The sequence below is a fragment of the Streptomyces sp. NPDC044003 genome, from assembly GCF_056435185.1.
The window spans coordinates 1141464-1159782 of record NZ_JBWKFA010000001.1; the positions used below are offsets into that span (position 1 = coordinate 1141464).

The 18319-nt window shown below is 71.1% G+C and carries 21 protein-coding genes and 4 tRNA genes; 9 read left to right on the plus strand and 16 right to left on the minus strand.

The features are described 5' to 3' along the window. Positions 1-17: 17 nt before the first annotated feature. From nusG to AC07AW_RS05290, 3 genes are all read right to left on the minus strand, one after another. Positions 18-875, minus strand: a complete 858-nt coding sequence (gene nusG, locus AC07AW_RS05280; RefSeq protein WP_478814110.1) for a transcription termination/antitermination protein NusG — start codon at positions 873-875, stop codon at positions 18-20. 44 nt (positions 876-919) lie between these two features. Further along, a complete protein-coding gene (secE, locus tag AC07AW_RS05285) occupies positions 920-1207 on the minus strand; it encodes a preprotein translocase subunit SecE (RefSeq protein ID WP_478814111.1) in 288 nt (95 codons plus the stop codon). A 103-nt stretch (positions 1208-1310) separates the two neighbouring features. Beyond that, positions 1311-1383, minus strand: a tRNA-Trp gene (locus AC07AW_RS05290). 207 nt (positions 1384-1590) lie between these two features. Here AC07AW_RS05290 and AC07AW_RS05295 point away from each other — a divergent pair. Continuing rightward, positions 1591-2817: a pyridoxal phosphate-dependent aminotransferase gene (locus AC07AW_RS05295; protein WP_478814112.1), complete on the plus strand. Its 1227-nt coding sequence runs from the start codon at positions 1591-1593 to the stop codon at positions 2815-2817. Between the two features lie 119 nt (positions 2818-2936). Further along, complete coding sequence (locus tag AC07AW_RS05300; protein ID WP_478814113.1) at positions 2937-3956, plus strand: adenosine deaminase; 1020 nt, start codon at positions 2937-2939, stop codon at positions 3954-3956. On the opposite strand, the gene AC07AW_RS05305 is transcribed toward AC07AW_RS05300, so the two are convergent. Beyond that, positions 3953-4549, minus strand: coding sequence for a TetR/AcrR family transcriptional regulator (locus AC07AW_RS05305; protein WP_478814114.1), 597 nt, complete (start codon positions 4547-4549; stop codon positions 3953-3955). The genes AC07AW_RS05300 and AC07AW_RS05305 overlap by 4 nt on opposite strands. An 87-nt stretch (positions 4550-4636) precedes the next feature. Between AC07AW_RS05305 and AC07AW_RS05310 the strand changes: the two genes are divergently transcribed. Then, on the plus strand, positions 4637-5269 hold the full coding sequence (locus AC07AW_RS05310; RefSeq protein ID WP_478814115.1) for an NAD(P)-dependent oxidoreductase: 633 nt from the start codon (positions 4637-4639) through the stop codon (positions 5267-5269). Between the two features lie 29 nt (positions 5270-5298). Here the strand turns inward: AC07AW_RS05310 and AC07AW_RS05315 are convergent, their stop codons facing one another. From AC07AW_RS05315 to AC07AW_RS05340, 6 genes are all read right to left on the minus strand, one after another. Further along, a complete protein-coding gene (locus AC07AW_RS05315; RefSeq protein ID WP_478814116.1) occupies positions 5299-6357 on the minus strand; it encodes a UDP-N-acetylmuramate dehydrogenase in 1059 nt (352 codons plus the stop codon). Positions 6358-6417: 60 nt separating this feature from the next. Beyond that, on the minus strand, positions 6418-6846 hold the full coding sequence (locus AC07AW_RS05320) for a MaoC family dehydratase (RefSeq protein WP_478814117.1): 429 nt from the start codon (positions 6844-6846) through the stop codon (positions 6418-6420). A 2-nt stretch (positions 6847-6848) separates the two neighbouring features. Continuing rightward, complete coding sequence (locus AC07AW_RS05325) at positions 6849-7301, minus strand: MaoC family dehydratase N-terminal domain-containing protein (RefSeq protein WP_030687915.1); 453 nt, start codon at positions 7299-7301, stop codon at positions 6849-6851. A 104-nt stretch (positions 7302-7405) separates the two neighbouring features. Continuing rightward, positions 7406-7570: a 50S ribosomal protein L33 gene (gene rpmG, locus AC07AW_RS05330; protein ID WP_003956487.1), complete on the minus strand. Its 165-nt coding sequence runs from the start codon at positions 7568-7570 to the stop codon at positions 7406-7408. Positions 7571-7658: 88 nt separating this feature from the next. Further along, positions 7659-7731, minus strand: a tRNA-Met gene (locus tag AC07AW_RS05335). 44 nt (positions 7732-7775) lie between these two features. Further along, positions 7776-7848, minus strand: a tRNA-Thr gene (locus AC07AW_RS05340). A 206-nt stretch (positions 7849-8054) separates the two neighbouring features. Between AC07AW_RS05340 and AC07AW_RS05345 the strand changes: the two genes are divergently transcribed. Then, the gene (locus AC07AW_RS05345) at positions 8055-9335 is read left to right on the plus strand and encodes an amidohydrolase family protein (RefSeq protein ID WP_478814118.1); all 1281 of its coding nucleotides are present in this window, start codon (positions 8055-8057) and stop codon (positions 9333-9335) included. A gap of 2 nt (positions 9336-9337) precedes the next feature. Further along, positions 9338-9994, plus strand: coding sequence for an NAD(P)H-binding protein (locus AC07AW_RS05350; protein WP_478814119.1), 657 nt, complete (start codon positions 9338-9340; stop codon positions 9992-9994). Between the two features lie 65 nt (positions 9995-10059). Here the strand turns inward: AC07AW_RS05350 and AC07AW_RS05355 are convergent. Next, a tRNA-Tyr gene (locus AC07AW_RS05355) sits at positions 10060-10141 on the minus strand. A gap of 183 nt (positions 10142-10324) precedes the next feature. Here AC07AW_RS05355 and AC07AW_RS05360 point away from each other — a divergent pair. The 4 genes from AC07AW_RS05360 (at position 10325) to AC07AW_RS05375 (ending at position 13320) form a co-directional block, all read left to right on the plus strand. Next, complete coding sequence (locus AC07AW_RS05360) at positions 10325-10816, plus strand: YajQ family cyclic di-GMP-binding protein (RefSeq protein ID WP_030687924.1); 492 nt, start codon at positions 10325-10327, stop codon at positions 10814-10816. A 107-nt stretch (positions 10817-10923) separates the two neighbouring features. Continuing rightward, positions 10924-11445 carry a methylated-DNA--[protein]-cysteine S-methyltransferase gene (locus tag AC07AW_RS05365; RefSeq protein WP_478814120.1) on the plus strand — a complete coding sequence of 174 codons (522 nt, stop codon included), beginning with the start codon at positions 10924-10926 and terminating at the stop codon, positions 11443-11445. After that, positions 11442-12071, plus strand: a complete 630-nt coding sequence (locus AC07AW_RS05370; protein WP_478814121.1) for an alpha-ketoglutarate-dependent dioxygenase AlkB family protein — start codon at positions 11442-11444, stop codon at positions 12069-12071. Before AC07AW_RS05365 ends, AC07AW_RS05370 begins: the two co-directional genes overlap by 4 nt. 10 nt (positions 12072-12081) lie before the next feature. Then, positions 12082-13320, plus strand: coding sequence for an APC family permease (locus tag AC07AW_RS05375; protein ID WP_478814122.1), 1239 nt, complete (start codon positions 12082-12084; stop codon positions 13318-13320). Between the two features lie 13 nt (positions 13321-13333). Here AC07AW_RS05375 and AC07AW_RS05380 read toward each other — a convergent pair whose 3' ends face one another. From AC07AW_RS05380 to AC07AW_RS05400, 5 genes are all read right to left on the minus strand, one after another. Continuing rightward, complete coding sequence (locus tag AC07AW_RS05380) at positions 13334-13735, minus strand: YccF domain-containing protein (protein WP_478814123.1); 402 nt, start codon at positions 13733-13735, stop codon at positions 13334-13336. Beyond that, positions 13732-14595, minus strand: a complete 864-nt coding sequence (gene htpX / locus AC07AW_RS05385) for a zinc metalloprotease HtpX (protein ID WP_478814124.1) — start codon at positions 14593-14595, stop codon at positions 13732-13734. Before htpX ends, AC07AW_RS05380 begins: the two co-directional genes overlap by 4 nt. A gap of 144 nt (positions 14596-14739) precedes the next feature. Then, positions 14740-15198, minus strand: a complete 459-nt coding sequence (gene mscL / locus AC07AW_RS05390; RefSeq protein WP_478814125.1) for a large conductance mechanosensitive channel protein MscL — start codon at positions 15196-15198, stop codon at positions 14740-14742. A 34-nt stretch (positions 15199-15232) separates the two neighbouring features. Continuing rightward, the gene (locus AC07AW_RS05395; protein WP_478814126.1) at positions 15233-16762 is read right to left on the minus strand and encodes an NADH-quinone oxidoreductase subunit N; all 1530 of its coding nucleotides are present in this window, start codon (positions 16760-16762) and stop codon (positions 15233-15235) included. Further along, on the minus strand, positions 16759-18312 hold the full coding sequence (locus AC07AW_RS05400; protein ID WP_478814394.1) for a complex I subunit 4 family protein: 1554 nt from the start codon (positions 18310-18312) through the stop codon (positions 16759-16761). Before AC07AW_RS05400 ends, AC07AW_RS05395 begins: the two co-directional genes overlap by 4 nt. Positions 18313-18319 lie beyond the last annotated feature (7 nt).

Below are 18319 nucleotides of genomic sequence, written 5' to 3' on the forward strand. Positions count from 1 at the left end.
GTCGGAAGACGGTGAGATCAGTTCTTCTGGATCTGGTCGAAGCTGAGCTCGACCGGGGTCTCGCGACCGAAGATCTCGACGAGGCCCTTGACCTTCTTCGAGTCCGGGTTGATCTCGTTGATCGTGGCCTGGAGGGTCGCGAACGGGCCGTCCGTGACGGTGACCGAGTCGCCGACCTCGAAGTCCAGGACCTGGACCTCCAGCTTGCGGGCCGGAGCCGGCTTGCCCTCGGCCTCGGCGGCCTCGCGGGCGGCCTTCTCCTCGGCCTCCGGGGCGAGCATCTTGACGATCTCGTCCAGGGTCAGCGGGTACGGGTCGTAGGCGTTGCCCACGAAGCCGGTGACACCGGGGGTGTTGCGGACGACGCCCCAGGACTCGTTCGTCAGATCCATGCGGACGAGAACGTAGCCGGGAAGCTTGTTCTGCTTGACGTTCTTCCGCTCGCCGCCCTTGATCTGGACGATCTCTTCCTCGGGGACCTCGGCCTGGTAGATGAAGTCCTCGACGTTGAGCGAGACGGCACGCTGCTCGAGGTTGGCCTTCACGCGCTTCTCGTAGCCCGCGTAGGTGTGGATGACGTACCACTCGCCGGGGAGGGTGCGGAGCTCCTCGCGGAGCGCGGCGACCGGGTCGACCGGGGCGGCCGGCTCGGCCTCCTCCTCGGCGGCCTCGACCTCTTCGGCCTCGGCCTCGGTCTCGTCCTCGTCGGACTCCTCGACCTCTTCGGCCTCGTCGATCTCGACGTCCTCGTCCGCAGCGTCCTCTGCAGCGTCGACCTCGACGTCCTCGACGTCCTCGTCGGCGGCCTCGACGATGTCCAGCTCGTCCTCGACGGACTCGGACTCGAAGGCGTCGTTCAGGTTCGCGTCAGACACGGTGGCTGCTTCTTCCTGCGATACAGATGGGGTGGAACAAAAAGTCAGCCGAAGATGTACTTGACTGCTTCCTGGAAGCCATAGTCAATCACGGTGACAAGGCCGATCATGATGACGACGAAGACAATCACCACGGTGGTGTACGTCGTCAGCTGGCTGCGCGTGGGCCAGACGACCTTGCGGAGCTCGGCGATGATCTGGCGGTAGAAGAGCGCGAGACGGCCCAGGGGGCCCTTCTTTCCACGCTTCCCGCCCTTGCGGGACTTCTTCTTCGACTCTGCGGTGTCGTCGTCGGCATCAGGCATGTCGATGGAGCCTACGGCGTCCGTCACGATCTCTCACCTGATTCCGGGTCGGCCGTGCCGCGCCCGGGTGGAGCCGCACGGCGGTGCAATGAAGTACGTACATGCGCACAACACCTGGCGGTGTGTGTAGCAGGGCCGGAGGGACTTGAACCCCCAACCGCCGGTTTTGGAGACCGGTGCTCTACCAATTGAGCTACGACCCTTTGTCGGTGCCCCCCAAACGTACCGCATCGTGAGATGTGGTCGGTGCGGGCCAACGAGGAGTGAGCATACGTGGTCTTGGGCCCCTACGTCGAACAGAAAGCGCGCCGACCTGCCGTCGGACGCGCGTACGACCGGTAATGACCGGTCCTGTCCGGTCCGTGAAACCTGTGTGCCGGGCCTCTGCGAGGTCTGGGACGATGGCCCGTATGAGCGCTGCTACCCCTCCCACCGAGCGTCGGGTCTCCGCCCGGATCGGTGCGATCTCCGAGTCCGCCACCCTCGCCGTCGACGCCAAGGCCAAGGCCCTCAAGGCCGCCGGGCGCCCGGTGATCGGTTTCGGCGCGGGTGAGCCCGACTTCCCGACCCCCGACTACATCGTCGACGCGGCCGTCGAGGCCTGCAAGAACCCGAAGTACCACCGCTACACGCCGGCCGGTGGTCTGCCCGAGCTGAAGGCCGCGATCGCCGCCAAGACGCTGCGCGACTCCGGTTACGAGATCGACGCCTCCCAGGTCCTGGTGACCAACGGCGGCAAGCAGGCGATCTACGAGGCCTTCGCCGCGATCCTCGACCCGGGCGACGAGGTCATCGTCCCGGCGCCGTACTGGACGACGTACCCCGAGTCGATCCGCCTCGCGGGCGGTGTCCCGGTGGACGTCGTCGCCGACGAGACCACCGGTTACCGGGTCTCGGTGGAGCAGCTGGAGGCGGCGCGCACGGAGAAGACCAAGGTCGTCCTCTTCGTCTCCCCCTCGAACCCGACCGGCGCCGTCTACAGCGAGGCCGAGACCGAGGCGATCGGCCGCTGGGCCGTCGAGCACGGCCTGTGGGTCCTCACGGACGAGATCTACGAGCACCTGGTCTACGGCGACGCCTCCGCCGTCTCGCTCCCGGCCGTCCTGCCGGAGCTGCGCGACAAGTGCATCGTCGTCAACGGCGTGGCGAAGACGTACGCGATGACGGGCTGGCGCGTGGGCTGGATCATCGGCCCGAAGGACGTCGTGAAGGCCGCGACCAACCTGCAGTCGCACGCCACCTCCAACGTGAGCAACGTGGCGCAGGTCGCCGCGCTCGCCGCCGTCTCCGGCAACCTGGACGCGGTCGAGGAGATGGGGCGCGCCTTCGACCGCCGCCGCCAGACGATCGTGCGGATGCTCAACGAGATCGAGGGTGTCGTCTGCCCGACGCCGGAGGGCGCGTTCTACGTGTACCCGTCGGTGAAGGGGCTGCTCGGCAAGGAGATCCGCGGCAAGCGCCCGCAGACCTCGGTCGAGCTCGCGGCCCTGATCCTGGACGAGGTCGAGGTCGCGGTCGTCCCGGGCGAGGCCTTCGGCACCCCGGGCTACCTGCGGCTGTCGTACGCGCTCGGCGACGAGGACCTGGTGGAGGGCGTGTCCCGGATCCAGAAGCTGCTCGCCGAGGCGCGCGACTGATCCTCTTGAGGTGCGGGCCCCCGGTTCTCCGGAACCGGGGGCCCGTTTTTGCGTTCTAGCAAGGTCCCGATCGGGGAAATGGACTTCATTCGTCCATTCGGGTGCGGCAGTATCGGCCAATGGAGCACGTATACCGCGACATCACCCTGCTGCCCAAGGCCCATCTGCACCTGCACTTCACCGGTTCGATGCGGCCCACGACGCTCATCGAGCTGGCCGACAAGTACGGCGTGCATCTCCCGGAGGCGCTGAGCAGCGGTACGCCTCCCAAGCTGCGGGCGACCGACGAGCGCGGCTGGTTCCGTTTCCAGCGGCTGTACGACATCGCCCGCTCCTGCCTGCGCGCGCCGGAGGACATCCAGCGGCTCGTCCGGGAGGCGGCCCAGGAGGACGTCAGGGACGGCTCGGGGTGGCTGGAGATCCAGGTCGACCCCACCTCGTACGCCCCGCATCTCGGCGGTCTGATCCCGGCCCTGGAGATCATCCTGGACGCGGTCGACGCGGCCTCGCGGGAGACCGGGCTCGGGATGCGGGTGCTGGTCGCGGCGAACCGGATGAAGCACCCGCTGGAGGCGCGGACCCTGGCCCGGCTCGCGGTGCGGTTCGCGGACCGGGGCGTGGTCGGTTTCGGGCTCTCCAACGACGAGCGGCGGGGCATGGCCCGGGACTTCGACCGGGCCTTCGCGATCGCGCGTGAGGGCGGCCTCCTGGCGGCCCCGCACGGCGGCGAGTTGACGGGCCCCTCGTCCGTACGGGACTGCCTGGACGATCTGCGGGCGGCGCGGGTCGGCCACGGGGTGCGCTCGGCGGAGGACCCGCGGCTGCTGCGGAAGCTCGCCGAGAGGGGCGTGACCTGCGAGGTCTGCCCGGCGTCGAACGTGGCTCTCGGGGTGTACGAGAAGCACGAGGACGTCCCGCTGCGGACCCTCTTCGAGGCGGGCGTCCCGATGGCGCTCGGCGCCGACGACCCGCTGCTCTTCGGCTCGCGGCTCGCGGCGCAGTACGAGATCGCGCGCAAGCACCACGGGTTCACGGACGCGGAGCTGACGGAGCTGGCCCGCCAGTCCGTGCGGGGCTCGGCGGCGCCGGAGGACGTCAAGGCGAAGCTCCTGGCGGGGATCGACGACTGGATCGCCTAGCCGATCCCCCGGAGCAGGGTGCGGGCGAGCGTGCGGGCGAAGTCGTCGAGGGAGTCCGGGGGCCTGCGGTCCGGGCTCATCTCCCAGGCGAAGGAGCGCTGCACACAGGCCCCGAGGAGCAGGGAGGCGGCGGCCACCGGGTCGGCGTCGGGGCTGATGCGGCCGTGCGTCTGCTCGGCGCGGAGATAGGCGGCGAGGCCCTCGATCGGCTTGTGGGGGCCGCTGCCGTAGGTGCGCATGGCCTCCTCGTGGCGCCGTTTGAGCTGCGGTTCGGCGTAGAGGGAGGCGACGACCGGGAAGGTCTGCTCGTAGAAGAGCGCGGCCTGCCGGGCGACCTCGGTGAGGTTCTCCTCGACGGTGCGGCCGCCGGGGTCGGCGGCGAGCGTGCCGAGGAGCCCGCCGAGCTGGGGCAGGCGCTCGTTCAGGACGGTCAGGAAGAGCTCTTCCTTGCTGCTGAAGTACTTGTACAGCGCGGCTTCCGAGCAGCCGGCCGCCTTGGCGATCTCCTTGGTGGTGGTGCGGGCGAGCCCCGCCGTCCGCATGAGGTCACGGGCGGCGTCGACGATCCGGGTCCGGGTCGGCCTCTGTTCCATGCATCCTCCAGCCACGCTTGACGTCTAGGTGAGTATCCACTCACCCTGGGGGTGAGTGAACACTTACCCACCCCGGGAGGGTGCGACATGAAGCTCACAGTCTTCGGTGCGACCGGCGGCATCGGCCGGGAGATCGTCCGGCAGGCGCTGGCCTCGGGCCACGAGGTGACGGCGGTGGTACGGGACCCGGCACGGCTCACCGTGACCGGCACGCGCCTGACGGTCCAGCGGGCCGACCTGGCCGACCCCGAGGCCCTGCGCGGGGCCGTCGCGGGCCGGGACGCGGTGCTCTCGGGCCTCGGCGCCCGCACCCGGGCGGACGCGGGCGTGGCGGCCCGGCTGACCCGCTCGGTGCTCACGGCGATGGAGGCCGAGAAGACGCGCCGGCTCCTGGTGGTCAGCGCGGCCCCGCTGGGCCCGGTCCCGGACGGCCAGGCCTTCGTCGACAAGGCGGTCCTGGCGATCATCAACAACGTCCTGAAGGACGTCTACGCCGACCTGCGGGTCATGGAGTCCGACCTCGTCGCGAGCGGCGCCGACTGGACCTCCGTCCGCCCGCCCAAGCTGACGAACCAGCCGGGCACCGGGCAGTACCGCCGGGTCGTCGGCGGCACCCCGTCCCGGGGCCGCTCCCTGGCCCGCGCGGACGTGGCGCACGCGATGCTGGCGATGATCGACGACCCCGCGACGGTCAAGCAGGGCGTCGGCGTCGCCTACTAGTCGGTGTCGCGTACCGGAGGCGTCGCGTACTAGAGCTGGACTCCCACGGTCACCGGCTCGTTGACGAGGGTGATCCCGAAGGCGTCCCGTACCCCGGCGACGACCTCGCGGGCGAGGGCGAGGAGGTCCTCGGTGGTCGCCTCGCCGCGGTTGGTCAGGGCGAGCGTGTGCTTGGTGGAGATCCGGGCGGGCCCGGAGCCGTACCCCTTGGTGAAGCCGGCCTTGTCGATCAACCAGGCCGCCGAGGTCTTCACGGCGCCGTCGTCGCCCGCCGGGAAGGCCGGCGGGGTGACGTCCGGGCCGAGCCGCTCCGCCACACGGGCCCGGAAGCTCACGAACTCGTCGTTCGTGAGGATCGGGTTAGTGAAGAAGGAGCCGGCGGACCAGGTGTCGTGGTCCGCGGGGTCCAGCACCATGCCCTTGCTCGCGCGGAGCTGGAGGACGGTCTCGCGGGCGGTGGCGAGGGGCACCCGGTCCCCTGCCTCGACACCCAGGGCGCGGGCGGTCTCGGCGTACTTGACGGGCGAGGAGAGCCCGTCGGCGTCCTCCAGCTCGAAGCGGACCCGCAGCACGACGTACCGGTCGGGCTGGTCCTTGAAGAGGCTGTGCCGGTACGAGAAGGCGCACTCGGCGTTCGTGAGGGTGACGGTCTCCTCGGCGCGCCGGTCGTAGGCGACGACCTCGGTGATGGTGGCGGAGACGTCCTGCCCGTAGGCGCCGACGTTCTGGATGGGGGTCGCGCCGGCCGAGCCGGGGATGCCGGCGAGGCACTCGATCCCGGCGAGCCCGGCCTCGACGGTCCGCGCGACGGCGTCCGTCCAGACCTCGCCGGCGGCGAGCTCCAGGCGCGTGCCGTCCAGGTGGAAGCCGGTGGTGGCGATGCGCAGCGCCGTGCCGTCGAAGCCCTTGTCCCCGATGACCAGGTTGGATCCACCGCCGATGATCAGCAGCGGGGTCCCGGCGGCGTCGGCCTCGCGGACGGCCGCGACCACCTCGTCGTCGGTGACGGCGGTGACGAGCCGGGTGGCGGGTCCGCCGAGCCGGAAGGTGGTCAGGGGCGCGAGGGGGGCGTCTGCGATCTGCTGCACGGGCTCAAGGGTACGGGCCCCGCCTTCCGCCGCGGCGGAGAGCGGGGCCCGTCAGCGGCTTCAGGCGAGGCGGACGACGGCCCGGGACATGCCCAGGACCTTCTGCCCGGCGCTCATGGCCGTGATGTCGACCCGCACCTGCTTGTCGTCCAGCTTCGCGGCGACCTTGGCGGAGACCTCGATGAGGGCGCCGGTCTCGTCGTTGGGGACGACGACCGGCTTGGTGAAGCGGACGCCGTACTCGACGACGGCGGCGGGGTCGCCGGCCCAGTCGGTGACGACGCGGATCGCCTCGGCCATGGTGAACATGCCGTGGGCGATGACGTCCGGGAGGCCGACCTCGACCGCGAACTTCTCGTTCCAGTGGATCGGGTTGAAGTCCCCGGAGGCGCCGGCGTACTGCACGAGCGTGGCGCGGGTCACGGGGAAGGTCTGCGCGGGCAGCTCGGTGCCGGCCTCGACCTCGTCGTAGGCGATCTTCGCGGTCATGGTCAGGCCCCCTCGGGTGCGCGGGAGACGAGCTTGGTCCAGGCGGTGACGACGTGCTCGCCGGAGGCGTCGTGGACCTCGCCGCGGATGTCGAGGATGTCGTTGCCGGCGAGGGACTTGATCGCCTCGATGGTGGAGGTGACCGAGAGCCGGTCCCCGGCGCGTACGGGCCGGGTGTAGGCGAACTTCTGGTCGCCGTGGACGACGCGGCTGTAGTCGAGGCCCAGCTGCGGGTCCTCGATGACGGCGCCGGCCGCCTTGAATGTGATGGCGAACACGAAAGTGGGCGGAGCGATCACATCGGAATGTCCGAGCGCCTTGGCCGCCTCGGTGTCGGTGTACGCGGGATTGGCGTCACCGATCGCCTCGGCGAACTCGCGGATCTTCTCGCGGCCGACCTCATAGGGCGCGGTGGGCGGATAGGTCCGGCCCACGAAGGACTGGTCGAGCGCCATGGACTCGATACCTCCTGCTGGATTTGTTGCCGATGTCGTCGGGGGGAGCCGACAAACGACACGAGGCCGCCCCCGAGTGGGGACGGCCTCGTGTACGAGCCTGATTAACGCGTCTCGCGGTGCGCGGTGTGCGAGTTGCAGCGGGGGCAGTGCTTCTTCATCTCAAGACGGTCCGGGTTGTTACGCCGGTTCTTCTTGGTGATGTAGTTCCGCTCCTTGCACTCCACGCAGGCCAGCGTGATCTTCGGGCGGACGTCGGTGGCAGCCACGTGAGTGCTCCTTGACGGACGGATGGACGGATGAACGCATAGAAGAGTAGCCGATCGTAGGACCGACCCCACAATCGGCTACTGTCTGTAGCGGTGACCGGACTTGAACCGGTGACACAGCGATTATGAGCCGCTTGCTCTACCGACTGAGCTACACCGCTTTGATGATCCGGATCCCACCCGAAGGCGGGATCCCTCTCACCAGAGCCCCAATACGGAATCGAACCGTAGACCTTCTCCTTACCATGGAGACGCTCTACCGACTGAGCTATTGGGGCGAGCGAGGAAGACATTACACGGTCTGCGGCCCATCACCCAAATCCGTTTCCCCACACCCTCGCGACGGCCCTCACCAGGCGTCCCGTACGCCACTCGTGGCCTCATCGGTACGACTATTGCGCTCCTCCCCGAAGGTCGCTCCGAGCGCCCCTAGGCTCGGCCTCACGCTTCGTGATCTTGACCTTGAGGAGCCTTGAGGAGCCCGATGTCAGCCGACAGCAAGCAGCCCCAGCCACCCGAGGACGGGGCCGCCACCACCGCCGACTCGACCTCGCTCCTGCTCTCCCACGCACGGCTCACCGACGGACGGACCGTGGACGTACGGCTCGGCGGCGGCCGCATCGAGGCCGTCGGCACCGCGGGCAGCCTCACCGCCACGGGCGCTCGGGTCGACCTCACCGGCTATCTGCTGCTGCCCGCCGCCGCCGAACCCCACGCCCACGCCGACACCGCGCTCTCCGCCGACACCCCGGGGCCCGTCTCGTACGCCCCCGAGGAGGTGCAGCGGCGGGCCACCGAGGCGGCCCTGCTCCAGCTCGGCCACGGCGCGACGGCGCTCCGCGCGCACGTGCGCATCGGCGACATCCAGGGGCTCGGCCCGCTGGAGGCCGTACTCCAGGCCCGGCGCTCGCTGCGCGGCCTCGCCGATCTGACGGCCGTCGCCGTGCCCCGGCTGCTCACCGGCGTCGCGGGCGCGGACGGGCTCGCGATGCTGCGGGACGCGGTGAAGATGGGCGCCGGCGTGGTCGGCGGCTGCCCGGACCTCGACCCGGACCCGGCCGGATACGTGGAGGCGGTCCTGGAGGTCGGGGCCGAGAACGGCGTCCCGGTCGACCTGCACACCGACGGGGACGATCCGGCGCGCCTGGCCCGCTTCGCGGCGATGGCGGGCGGGCTGCGGCCGGGAGTGACGATCGGGCCGTGCGGGGGGCTCTCCCGGCTCCCCTCCGACGCGGCGCACCGGGCGGCGGACCGGCTGGCGGCGGCCGGGGTGACGGTGGTGTGCCTGCCGCAGGGCGGCTGCGGGGGTACGGAGCTGCGCGGGGCGGCGCCGGTGCGGCTGCTGCGGGCGGCCGGCGTGCGGGTCGCGGCGGGCAGCGGGGCGCTGCGGGACGTGGCCAACCCGGTGGGGCGCGGGGACCCGCTGGAGGCGGCGTACCTGCTGGCCTCGCTCGGGGGCCTCGCGCCCCAGGAGGCGTACGGGGCGGTGAGCGCGGAGGCGCGGGCCGTCATGGGCCTCCCGGAGGTGCGGGTGGAGGCCGGTTTCCCGGCGGAGCTGCTCGCGGTGCGCGGCGAGCGCCTGGCGGGCGTGCTGTCCCTCGCGTACAGCCGGATCGTGGTGCACCGGGGGCGGGTGGTGGCGCGGACGAGCGCGGTGCGGGAGTACTGCGACTCGGCGGCGGCCCTGGACCTGCCGCGTCAGGCGCGCCCGGAACGGCCGCCCGAGCCGGGAAGCCCTCCGGCCGGACCCGACGTACGGTCGTGAGTATGCGCATCGTCATCGCTGGAGGACACGGACAGATCGCCCTGCGTCTGGAGAGGCTGCTCTCGGCGGCGGGGCACGAGGTCGCGGGGATCATCCGCAACCCGGAACAGGACGACGACCTGCGGGAGGCGGGCGCCGAGCCCGTCGTCCTCGACCTGGAGACGGCGTCGGTCGAGATGGTCGCCGCGGTGCTGCAGGGCGCCGACGCGGCCGTCTTCGCGGCGGGCGCGGGCCCCGGCAGCGGCGCGGCCCGCAAGGACACGGTGGACCGCGCTGCGGCGGTGCTCTTCGCCGACGCGGCGGAACGCGCGGGCGTGCGCCGCTACCTCGTCGTCTCATCGATGGGCGCGGACGCCTCCCACCCGGGCAACGACATCTTCGACGCCTACCTCCGCGCGAAGGGCGCGGCCGACGACGACATCCGCGCCCGTACGGCCCTGGAGTGGACGATCCTGCGCCCCGGCTCCCTGACGGACGACGCGGGCAGGGGCATGGTCCGCCTGGAGGCCCGTACGGGCCCTGGCCCGGTCCCCCGGGACGACGTGGCCGCGGTCCTCGCCGAACTCCTCGACACCCCGGCGACCGCGGGCCTCACCCTGGAACTGATCGCCGGCTCGGTCCCGCTCTCGGTCGCGGTGAAGGACGTGGCCGGCAATTGACCGCTCCGACCGCCCCCGAAAACGAGTGAAGGTCCCCGGTGCAAGCACCGGGGACCTTCTTCACGTGGCGACGCCAGGATTCGAACCTGGGTAGGCTAAGCCGACGGATTTACAGTCCGCTCCCATTGGCCACTCGGGCACATCGCCATGGGTTCGCTGCCTTGGTTCACCGCTTTTCTGCGGTGTTCCCCGGCAACGACGTAAACAATACCTGATCCCGGGGGGTGCTTCGCCACCGGATTGATCGACGGCCGATCAGCGGTTCGGTCCACGGCTCACCCCCTAGGCTTTGGGGGTACCCCACAGCATCCGAGCAAGGAGCCACGAGTCATGGCCGACTCCAGTTTCGACATCGTGTCCAAGGTCGAGCGGCAGGAGGTCGACAACGCCCTCAACCAGGCCGTGAAGGAGATCTCCCAGCGCTACGACTTCAAGGGAACCAACGCCTCGATCTCCTGGTCGGGCGAGAAGATCCTGATGCAGGCGAACGGCGAGGAGCGCGTCATGGCGATCCTCGACATCTTCCAGTCCAAGCTGATCAAGCGCGGGATCTCGCTCAAGTCGCTGGACGTCGAGGGCGAGCCGCAGCTGTCCGGCAAGGAGTACAAGCTCTTCGCCTCCGTCCAGGAGGGCATCTCCCAGGAGAACGCCAAGAAGGTTGCGAAGGCCATCCGCGACGAGGGCCCCAAGGGCGTCAAGGCCCAGGTCCAGGGCGACGAGCTGCGGGTCAGCTCGAAGAGCCGGGACGACCTGCAGGCCGTGCAGGCGCTACTCAAGGGCAAGGACTTCGACTTCGCGATCCAGTTCGTGAACTACCGCTGACCCTGTCGTGAGGTCGTGAGGGTCGTGTCCGAATACCGCCGGCCCGGGGCTCGGCGGTCCCCGCACACTGGGTCTCGGGAAGACCCGTGCGGGGAGAGGAACCAGTCATGACCGTGTACGCGTACGTCGACGGCCCCCTGGGCGAGATGCTCCTCGTCGGAGAGCTCGCCGAAGGGGGCCGGGCCGTGCTGCGCTCGCTGTCCCTGCCGGGGCAGAAGGGCGCCGTCGAGGTCGAGGACGGCTGGACGTGTGCCCCGGAGGCGTTCGCCGAGGCCGCCCGGCAGCTGGGCGAGTACTTCGCCGGACGCCGCGACCGGTTCGACCTGCCGCTCGCGGGCGACGCCGGGACGGAGTTCCAGCGGCGTGTCTGGCGGGCCCTTGAGGAGATCCCGTACGGGACGACCGTCTCGTACGGGGAGATCGCCCGGCGCGTCGGTTCGGCCGGCGCCGGGGTACGGGCCGTGGGCACCGCGATCGGGCGCAATCCGCTGCTGGTGGTGCGGCCCTGCCACCGGGTGATCGGGGCCGACGGGAACCTGCGCGGGTACGCCGCCGGTCTTGAGCGCAAAGAGCGGCTCCTCGGACTCGAAGGGGCCCTCGGAGGAGCCCTCGAAGAGGCCCTCACATGAGTGAAGGGCTCTTCCCCCGCGAGCGGGTCACGGTGGCGCCCGGGGCGGTGCACGTGCCCGCGTGGCTGCCGTTCGCGCGCCAGCGGGAGCTGGTGGACGCCTGCCGGGAGTGGGGGCGCGGCCCCTTCCCGTACCGGCAGACGGTGCTGCCCGGCGGCGGTGTGATGTCGGTGCGCTCGCTGGCCCTGGGCCGGCAGTGGGTGCCGTACCGCTACCTGGACTCCTTCGGGATCGAGCTGCCGGACCGGCTCGTCGCGCTCGGCCGGGAGGCGCTCGTCGAAGCGTACGGGGACCACGGGGGTTTCACGCCCGACACCGCGCTCGTGAACTTCTACGCGCCCGGGGCGCGCATGGGCATGCACCAGGACCGGGAGGAGCGCTCCGGTGCGCCGGTGGTGTCGCTGAGCCTCGGGGACCGGTGCGTGTTCCGCTTCGGGAACGAGGAGAACCGCGGCCGGCCGTATCAGGACGTCGACCTCGTCTCCGGCGACCTCTTCGTCTTCGGCGGGGCTTCGCGGTGGGTTCACCACGGGGTTCCCAAGGTGTTCCCGGGGACGGCCGAACCCGCGCTCGGCCTGGCCGGGCGCCTGAACATCACCCTCAGGGAGACCGGCCTCAGCGTCTAATGTGCGGAGCATGACACCGGAACTCCGCCGCTCCCTGGGCCTCTTCGACGCGGTCGTGATCGGCCTCGCCTCGATGATCGGGGCGGGGATCTTCGTCGCGCTCGGGCCCGCCGCGGACGCGGCCGGATCCGGGGCGGGGCTGCTCTGGGCACTCGGGCTCGCCGCCGTCGTCGCGTACTGCAACGCCATGGCCTCGGCGCGGCTCGCCGCCCTCTATCCGGCCTCCGGCGGCACCTATGTGTACGGTCGCGAACGCCTCGGCTCCTTCTGGGGATACCTGGCCGGCTGGGCGTTCGTCGCGGGCAAGACGGCCTCCTGCGCGGCGATGGCGCTGACGGTCGGGGCGTACGTGTGGCCGGAGCAGGCGCACGCGGTGGCGGTCGCCGCCGTGGTGGCCCTGACGGCCGTCAACTACGGGGGAGTTCAGAAGTCGGCGCTGCTCACGCGGGTGATCGTGGCGGCGGTCCTGGCCGTGCTCGCCTGTGTCGTCGCGGTCTCCTTCGGGGCGGGCGGGAGCGGGGTCTCGACCGCCGGCACGGAGCTCACCACGGGCGGCGTGCTCCAGGCCGCGGGTTTGCTCTTCTTCGCATTCGCGGGGTACGCGCGGATCGCCACGCTCGGCGAGGAGGTCCGCGATCCGGCCCGCACCATCCCCCGGGCGGTGCCGCTCGCGCTCGGCCTCGCGCTCGCCGTCTACGCGCTCGTCGCGGTGAGCGTGCTCACCGTCCTCGGCCCGGCGGCCCTCGCCGACTCCCCCGCGCCGCTCGCCGACGCGGCCCGCGCGGCGGACGCCGACTGGCTGGTGCCGCTGGTCGCGGTGGGCGCGGCCGTCGCGGCGCTCGGCTCGCTCCTCTCGCTGATCCTCGGCGTGTCCCGTACGACCCTGGCGATGGCCCGGGACGCGTACCTGCCGACGGCCCTCGCGGCCGTCCACCCCCGCTTCCAGGTGCCGCACCGGGCGGAGCTCGCCGTGGGCGCGGTCGTGGCCGTGGTGGCGGCGACCGTGGACGTGCGCGGCGCGATCGGCTTCTCGTCCTTCGGCGTGCTCGTCTACTACGGCATCGCGAACGCCTCCGCCTGGACCCTCGGCGGCCGCAACCGCCCCCTCGCCGCCCTCGGCCTCACCGGCTGCGCGGCCCTGGCCTTCGCCCTCCCCCTCGGCTCGGTCCTGGCGGGCTCGGGAGTGATGGCGGCCGGTGTGGTCGCCTGGGCGATAAGCCGGGGCCGGGCCGTACCGCCACGGGCCTGAGGCCAGGAACGCGTCAGCGGACGCCGTAGGCCTGGTACGCCTGGCTCGTCGGGACGATCTCCTTGCCCAGGGGCAGCAGCGACACCGGGATCATCTTGAAGTTCGCGAGGCCCAGCGGGATGCCGATGATCGTGATGCAGAGGGCGATCCCGGTCGTGATGTGGCCGAGCGCGAGCCACCAGCCCGCGAGGATCAGCCACAGCACGTTGCCGATGCAGGACGGCGCGCCCGCGTCGCGGCGGTCGACGACCGTGTGGCCGAAGGGCCAGAGCGCGTAGATGCCGATGCGGAACGCGGCGAGTCCGAAGGGGATGCCGATGATCGTGATGCAGAGCAGGACGCCCGCGAGCATGTAGCCCAGGAACATCCAGAATCCGCACAGGACCAGCCAAATGACGTTGAGGATCGTCTTCACGGGCGTCGACCTGCCATCTGTTCGAGCCGGGCGATGCGCTCGGCCATCGGCGGATGGGTGGAGAACATCTTGGAGAGGCCCTGTCCGGGCCGGAAGGGGTTCGCGATCATCATGTGGCTCGCGGTCTCGATCCTCGGCTCGGGCGGCAGCGGCAGCTGCTTGGTGCCGGCCTCCAGCTTCCGCAGGGCGCCGGCCAGGGCGAGCGGGTCCCCGGTGAGCTGGGCGCCGGAGGCGTCGGCCTCGTACTCCCGGGAGCGGGAGATGGCCAGCTGGATGACCGAGGCGGCGATCGGGCCGAGGATGAGGATCAGCAGGTAGCCGAGGATCCCGGGGCCGTCGTCGTCGTCGGAGCGGCCGACCGGGATCAGCCAGGCGAAGTTGACCAGGAACATGATCACGGAGGCGAGCGCTCCGGCGACCGAGGAGATGAGGATGTCCCGGTTGTAGACGTGGCTCAGCTCGTGGCCGATGACCCCGCGCAGCTCGCGCTCGTCGAGGATCGCGAGGATGCCCTCGGTGCAGCAGACGGCGGCGTTGCGCGGGTTGCGGCCGGTCGCGAAGGCGTTGGGCGCCTGCGTCGGCGAGATGTAGAGCCGGGGCATGGGCTGCCGCGCCTGCGTGGAGAGCTCGCGCACCATCTTGTAGAGCGCCGGGGCCTCGAACTCGCTCACCGGGCGGGCACGCATGGCCCGCAGCGCCAGCTTGTCGCTGTTCCAGTACGCGTACGCGTTGGTGCCGAGCGCCACGACGAGCGCGACGATCAGCCCCGTACGCCCGAAGAAGCTGCCGATGACGATGATGAGGGCCGAGAGCCCTCCGAGGAGGACGGCGGTCCTCAGCCCGTTGTGCCGGCGGTGCACGGTACGCCCTCCAAGTGGTGCGGCAGGGGAACCCTCTTCCTCGTTCCAGTGGACCCTCCCGTACTGGTCAACGCCAGGCGGGAGGTTCGGGTTCCCCGGCTCGCACGGGGTGCCGTGTGGGCCGTACGGGTGAACGGCCGGTCTCTAGCGGGCGGCGGGGACCTTCTCCAGGCCGGCGGCGGTGACGGCCGTGGGCTCGACCTCGCTGGTGCAGTGGGCGCAGCGGGAGGCGATGGCCGGGATCTCGGTGAAGCAGCGGGGACAGTCGCGCTTCTCCGACTTGGGGTCCTTCGCCTCCTCCTTGGCGAACTTCTCCTGGATCTTCGTCATCGGGACGACGATGACGAAGTAGAGGACGGCGGCGGTGATGACGAACGCTATGGCGGCGGCGATCGCGAGACCGTAGGGGAAGTCGGTCTTGCCGATCGTGAACTTGGCCTCGCTGAAGTCGCCGACGGAGCCGGTGGCCAGACCGATGAGCGGGGTGATGAACGCCTTGCTGAAGCCGGTGACGACGGCCGTGAACGCGGAGCCGACGGCCAGACCGATGGCCATCGAGATGACGTTCCCGCGAAGTATGAAGTCCTTGAATCCGTTCAGCACGGGGTGTTGCTCCTCGGTTCTCTCTGTGGGGGGATCAGAAGAGGCTGCCCGTCGCGAAGCGGAGGGCGAACTGCGGGTAACCCGACAGGACGACTCCGGCGGCGGCGGTCAGCACGATCGCCAGGGTGACCGGCGCGGGGGCCCTGTGCCGGACGGGGGCGCCCTCCGGCGCGCCCTCCGGCGCGCGGAAGAGCAGGGCCGTCCAGCGCAGGTAGTAGTACAGCGCGATCACGACGTTGACACCCATGATCACGGCGAGCCACCCGAGGCCCGCGTCGACGGCCGCCGAGAAAACGGTCACCTTGGCGAAGAGGCCGATGATACCCGGGGGCAAACCGGCCAGATTCAGGAGGAAGAACCCGAGCGCGAGGGCGGCGGCGGGGCTCGTGGCGTACAGACCGCGGAAGTCGGAGATCCGTGCCTCGGGGTGCGTACGTGCGACGAGCACGACGATCGCGAAGGCGCCGAGGTTCACGACGGCGTACATGAGGGCGTACGCGACGGTGGCGCCGATCTGGTCGTCGCTGGAGTACGCGGCGGCGGCGATCGGCACCAGGAGGTAGCCGGCCTGCGCGACGGAGGACCAGGCGAGGAGGCGGACCGCGCTCCACGCGCGCGTGGAGACCTGGCGGAGGGCGGCGACGTTGCCGACGGTCATGGTGAGCGCGGCGAGGGCGGCGAGCGCCGGGCCCCACACGTCCGCGTACGACGGGAAGCCGACGACCGTCACCAGGATCAGGCCGGTGAAGCCGACGGCCTTGCCGACGACGGAGAGGTAGGCGGCGACGGGCAGCGGGGCGCCGACGTAGGTGTCGGGCACCCAGAAGTGGAAGGGCACGGCGGCCGTCTTGAAGGCGAAGCCGACCAGGGTGAGGGCGACACCGGCCTCGGCGAGCGTCTGGAGCTGTCCGGGGACGTCGTCGAGGCGCTGGGCGATCTCCGCGAGGTGGAGGGTGCCGGTCGCCGCGTACACGAAGCTGACGCCGAGCAGGGTGACGGCGGTCGCGGTGACGGAGGAGAGGAAGAACTTGAGCGCGGCCTCGCCGGACATGCGGTCGCCGCGCCTGAGGCCGACGAGCGCGAAGGCGGGCAGCGAGGCCACTTCGAGGGCGACGACGAGGGTGGCGAGGTCGCGGGAGGCGGGCAGCAGGGCGGCGCCGGCGGCCGAGGACAGCAGCAGGAACCAGTACTCGCCGGCCGGGAGCCTCTCGCGGGTCTCGTCCAGGGAGAGGAACGCGGTGACCAGCGCGCCGGCGAGGACCAGCAGCTGGATGACCAGGGTGAACTGGTCCGCGGTGTAGCTGCACGCGGCCGCGTGGCCCTCGGCCTGGGCCTTGGCGGTCAGGCAGAAGGTGGCGCGGTCGCCGGGCCGCAGCGGCAGGAGGAGGGCGAGGGAGGCGAGGAGGCCGCCGATCGCGGTCCAGCCGAGGAGCTGCTTGCGCTCCTGCGGGACGAACAGGTCGGCGACGAGGACGACCAGGGCGACCACGGCCGTGAGGGTGGGGGGCGCGATCGTCAGCCAGTCGACGGACTGGACGAGCGACTCGCTGGCGAACGACGTCACTGGGTGCCTCCGGCGAGGAGCTGCTGGACGGCCGGGTCGGTGAGGCCGAGGAGGACGGCGGGCCAGAGTCCGGCGAGGACGGTGAGGGCGACGAGCGGGGTCCAGGCGGCGAACTCGTACCCCTGGACGTCGGCGATCGCCGTCTCCCCCGCGGGTCGCGGGCCGCCCATGCAGACGCGGCGGACGACGACGAGGAGGTAGGCGGCGGTGAGGAGGGTGCCGAAGGCGCCGATCGCCATGAAGGTGAGGAAGGCGGGGCGGCTGAGGCCCTCGGCGGGCTCGAAGGCGCCGAACAGGGCGAGCATCTCGCCCCAGAAGCCGGCGAGGCCGGGCAGTCCGAGGGAGGCGACGGAGGCGAAGGCGAGGAGGGCGCCGAGGCGGGGGGCGCGGCCGTAGAGGGCGGCGCCGGTGGCGCCGGCGAGGGTGTCGAGGTCGGCGGTGCCGTACCGGTCCTTGACCGCGCCGACCAGGAAGAACAGCAGGCCGGTGACGAGGCCGTGGGCGATGTTGGCGAAGAGGGCGCCGTTGACCCCGGTGGGGGTCATGGTGGCGATGCCGAGGAGGACGAAGCCCATGTGGCCGACGGAGGAGTACGCGATGAGGCGCTTGAGGTCGCCCTTGTTGCCGGGCTTCGCGAGGGCGAGGCAGGCGAGCGATCCGTAGATGATCCCGGCGACGGCGAAGGCCGCGAGGTACGGGGCGAAGATCCGCATGCCGTCGGGGGTGATCGGCAGGACGATCCGGACGAATCCGTACGTGCCCATCTTCAGCAGGACGCCGGCGAGGAGGACGGAGCCGACGGTCGGGGCGGCGGTGTGGGCGTCCGGGAGCCAGCTGTGCAGCGGCCACATCGGGGTCTTCACGGCGAGCCCGAGACCGATCGCGAGAACGGCGATGACCTGCACGGATGTGGTCAGTCCACGGCCGTTGTCCGTGGCCAGTGCCACCATGTCGAACGTGCCCGCCTTCACGCCGATGAGGAGCAGGCCGAGCAGCATGACGACGGAGCCGAGCAGCGTGTAGAGGATGAACTTCCAGGCGGCCGCCTGCCTGCCCTCGCCGCCCCAGCGGGCGATGAGGAAGTACATCGGGATGAGGACCATCTCGAAGGCCAGGAAGAACAGGACGAGGTCGAGGACGGCGAAGGTGGCGAGGGTGCCGGACTCCAGGACGAGCAGCAGGGCGACGAAGGCCTTCGGGGACGGGCCCGCGGGCATCTTGAAGTAGCTGTACAGCGCGCAGAGGAAGGTCAGCAGCGCGGTCAGGACCAGGAGGGGGAGGGAGATGCCGTCGACACCGAGGTGGATGCGCACGTCGAGTGCGCTGATCCAGCTGATGTCCGTCGTGGCCTGCATCGTCGACGGGTGGTCGTGGTCGAAGCCGAGGGCGAGGACGATCGCGGCGAGCAGGATGACGCCGGTGACGGTGACGCCGTGGCGGAGCACGGCCTGGTCGGGTGACGTCCCCTTCAGTCCGGGCGGGGCCGGGAGGAGAGCGGCGGCGGCGCCGAGGAGCGGGCCGGCGACGATCAACGCCAGAAGGAACTGCATCACGGAT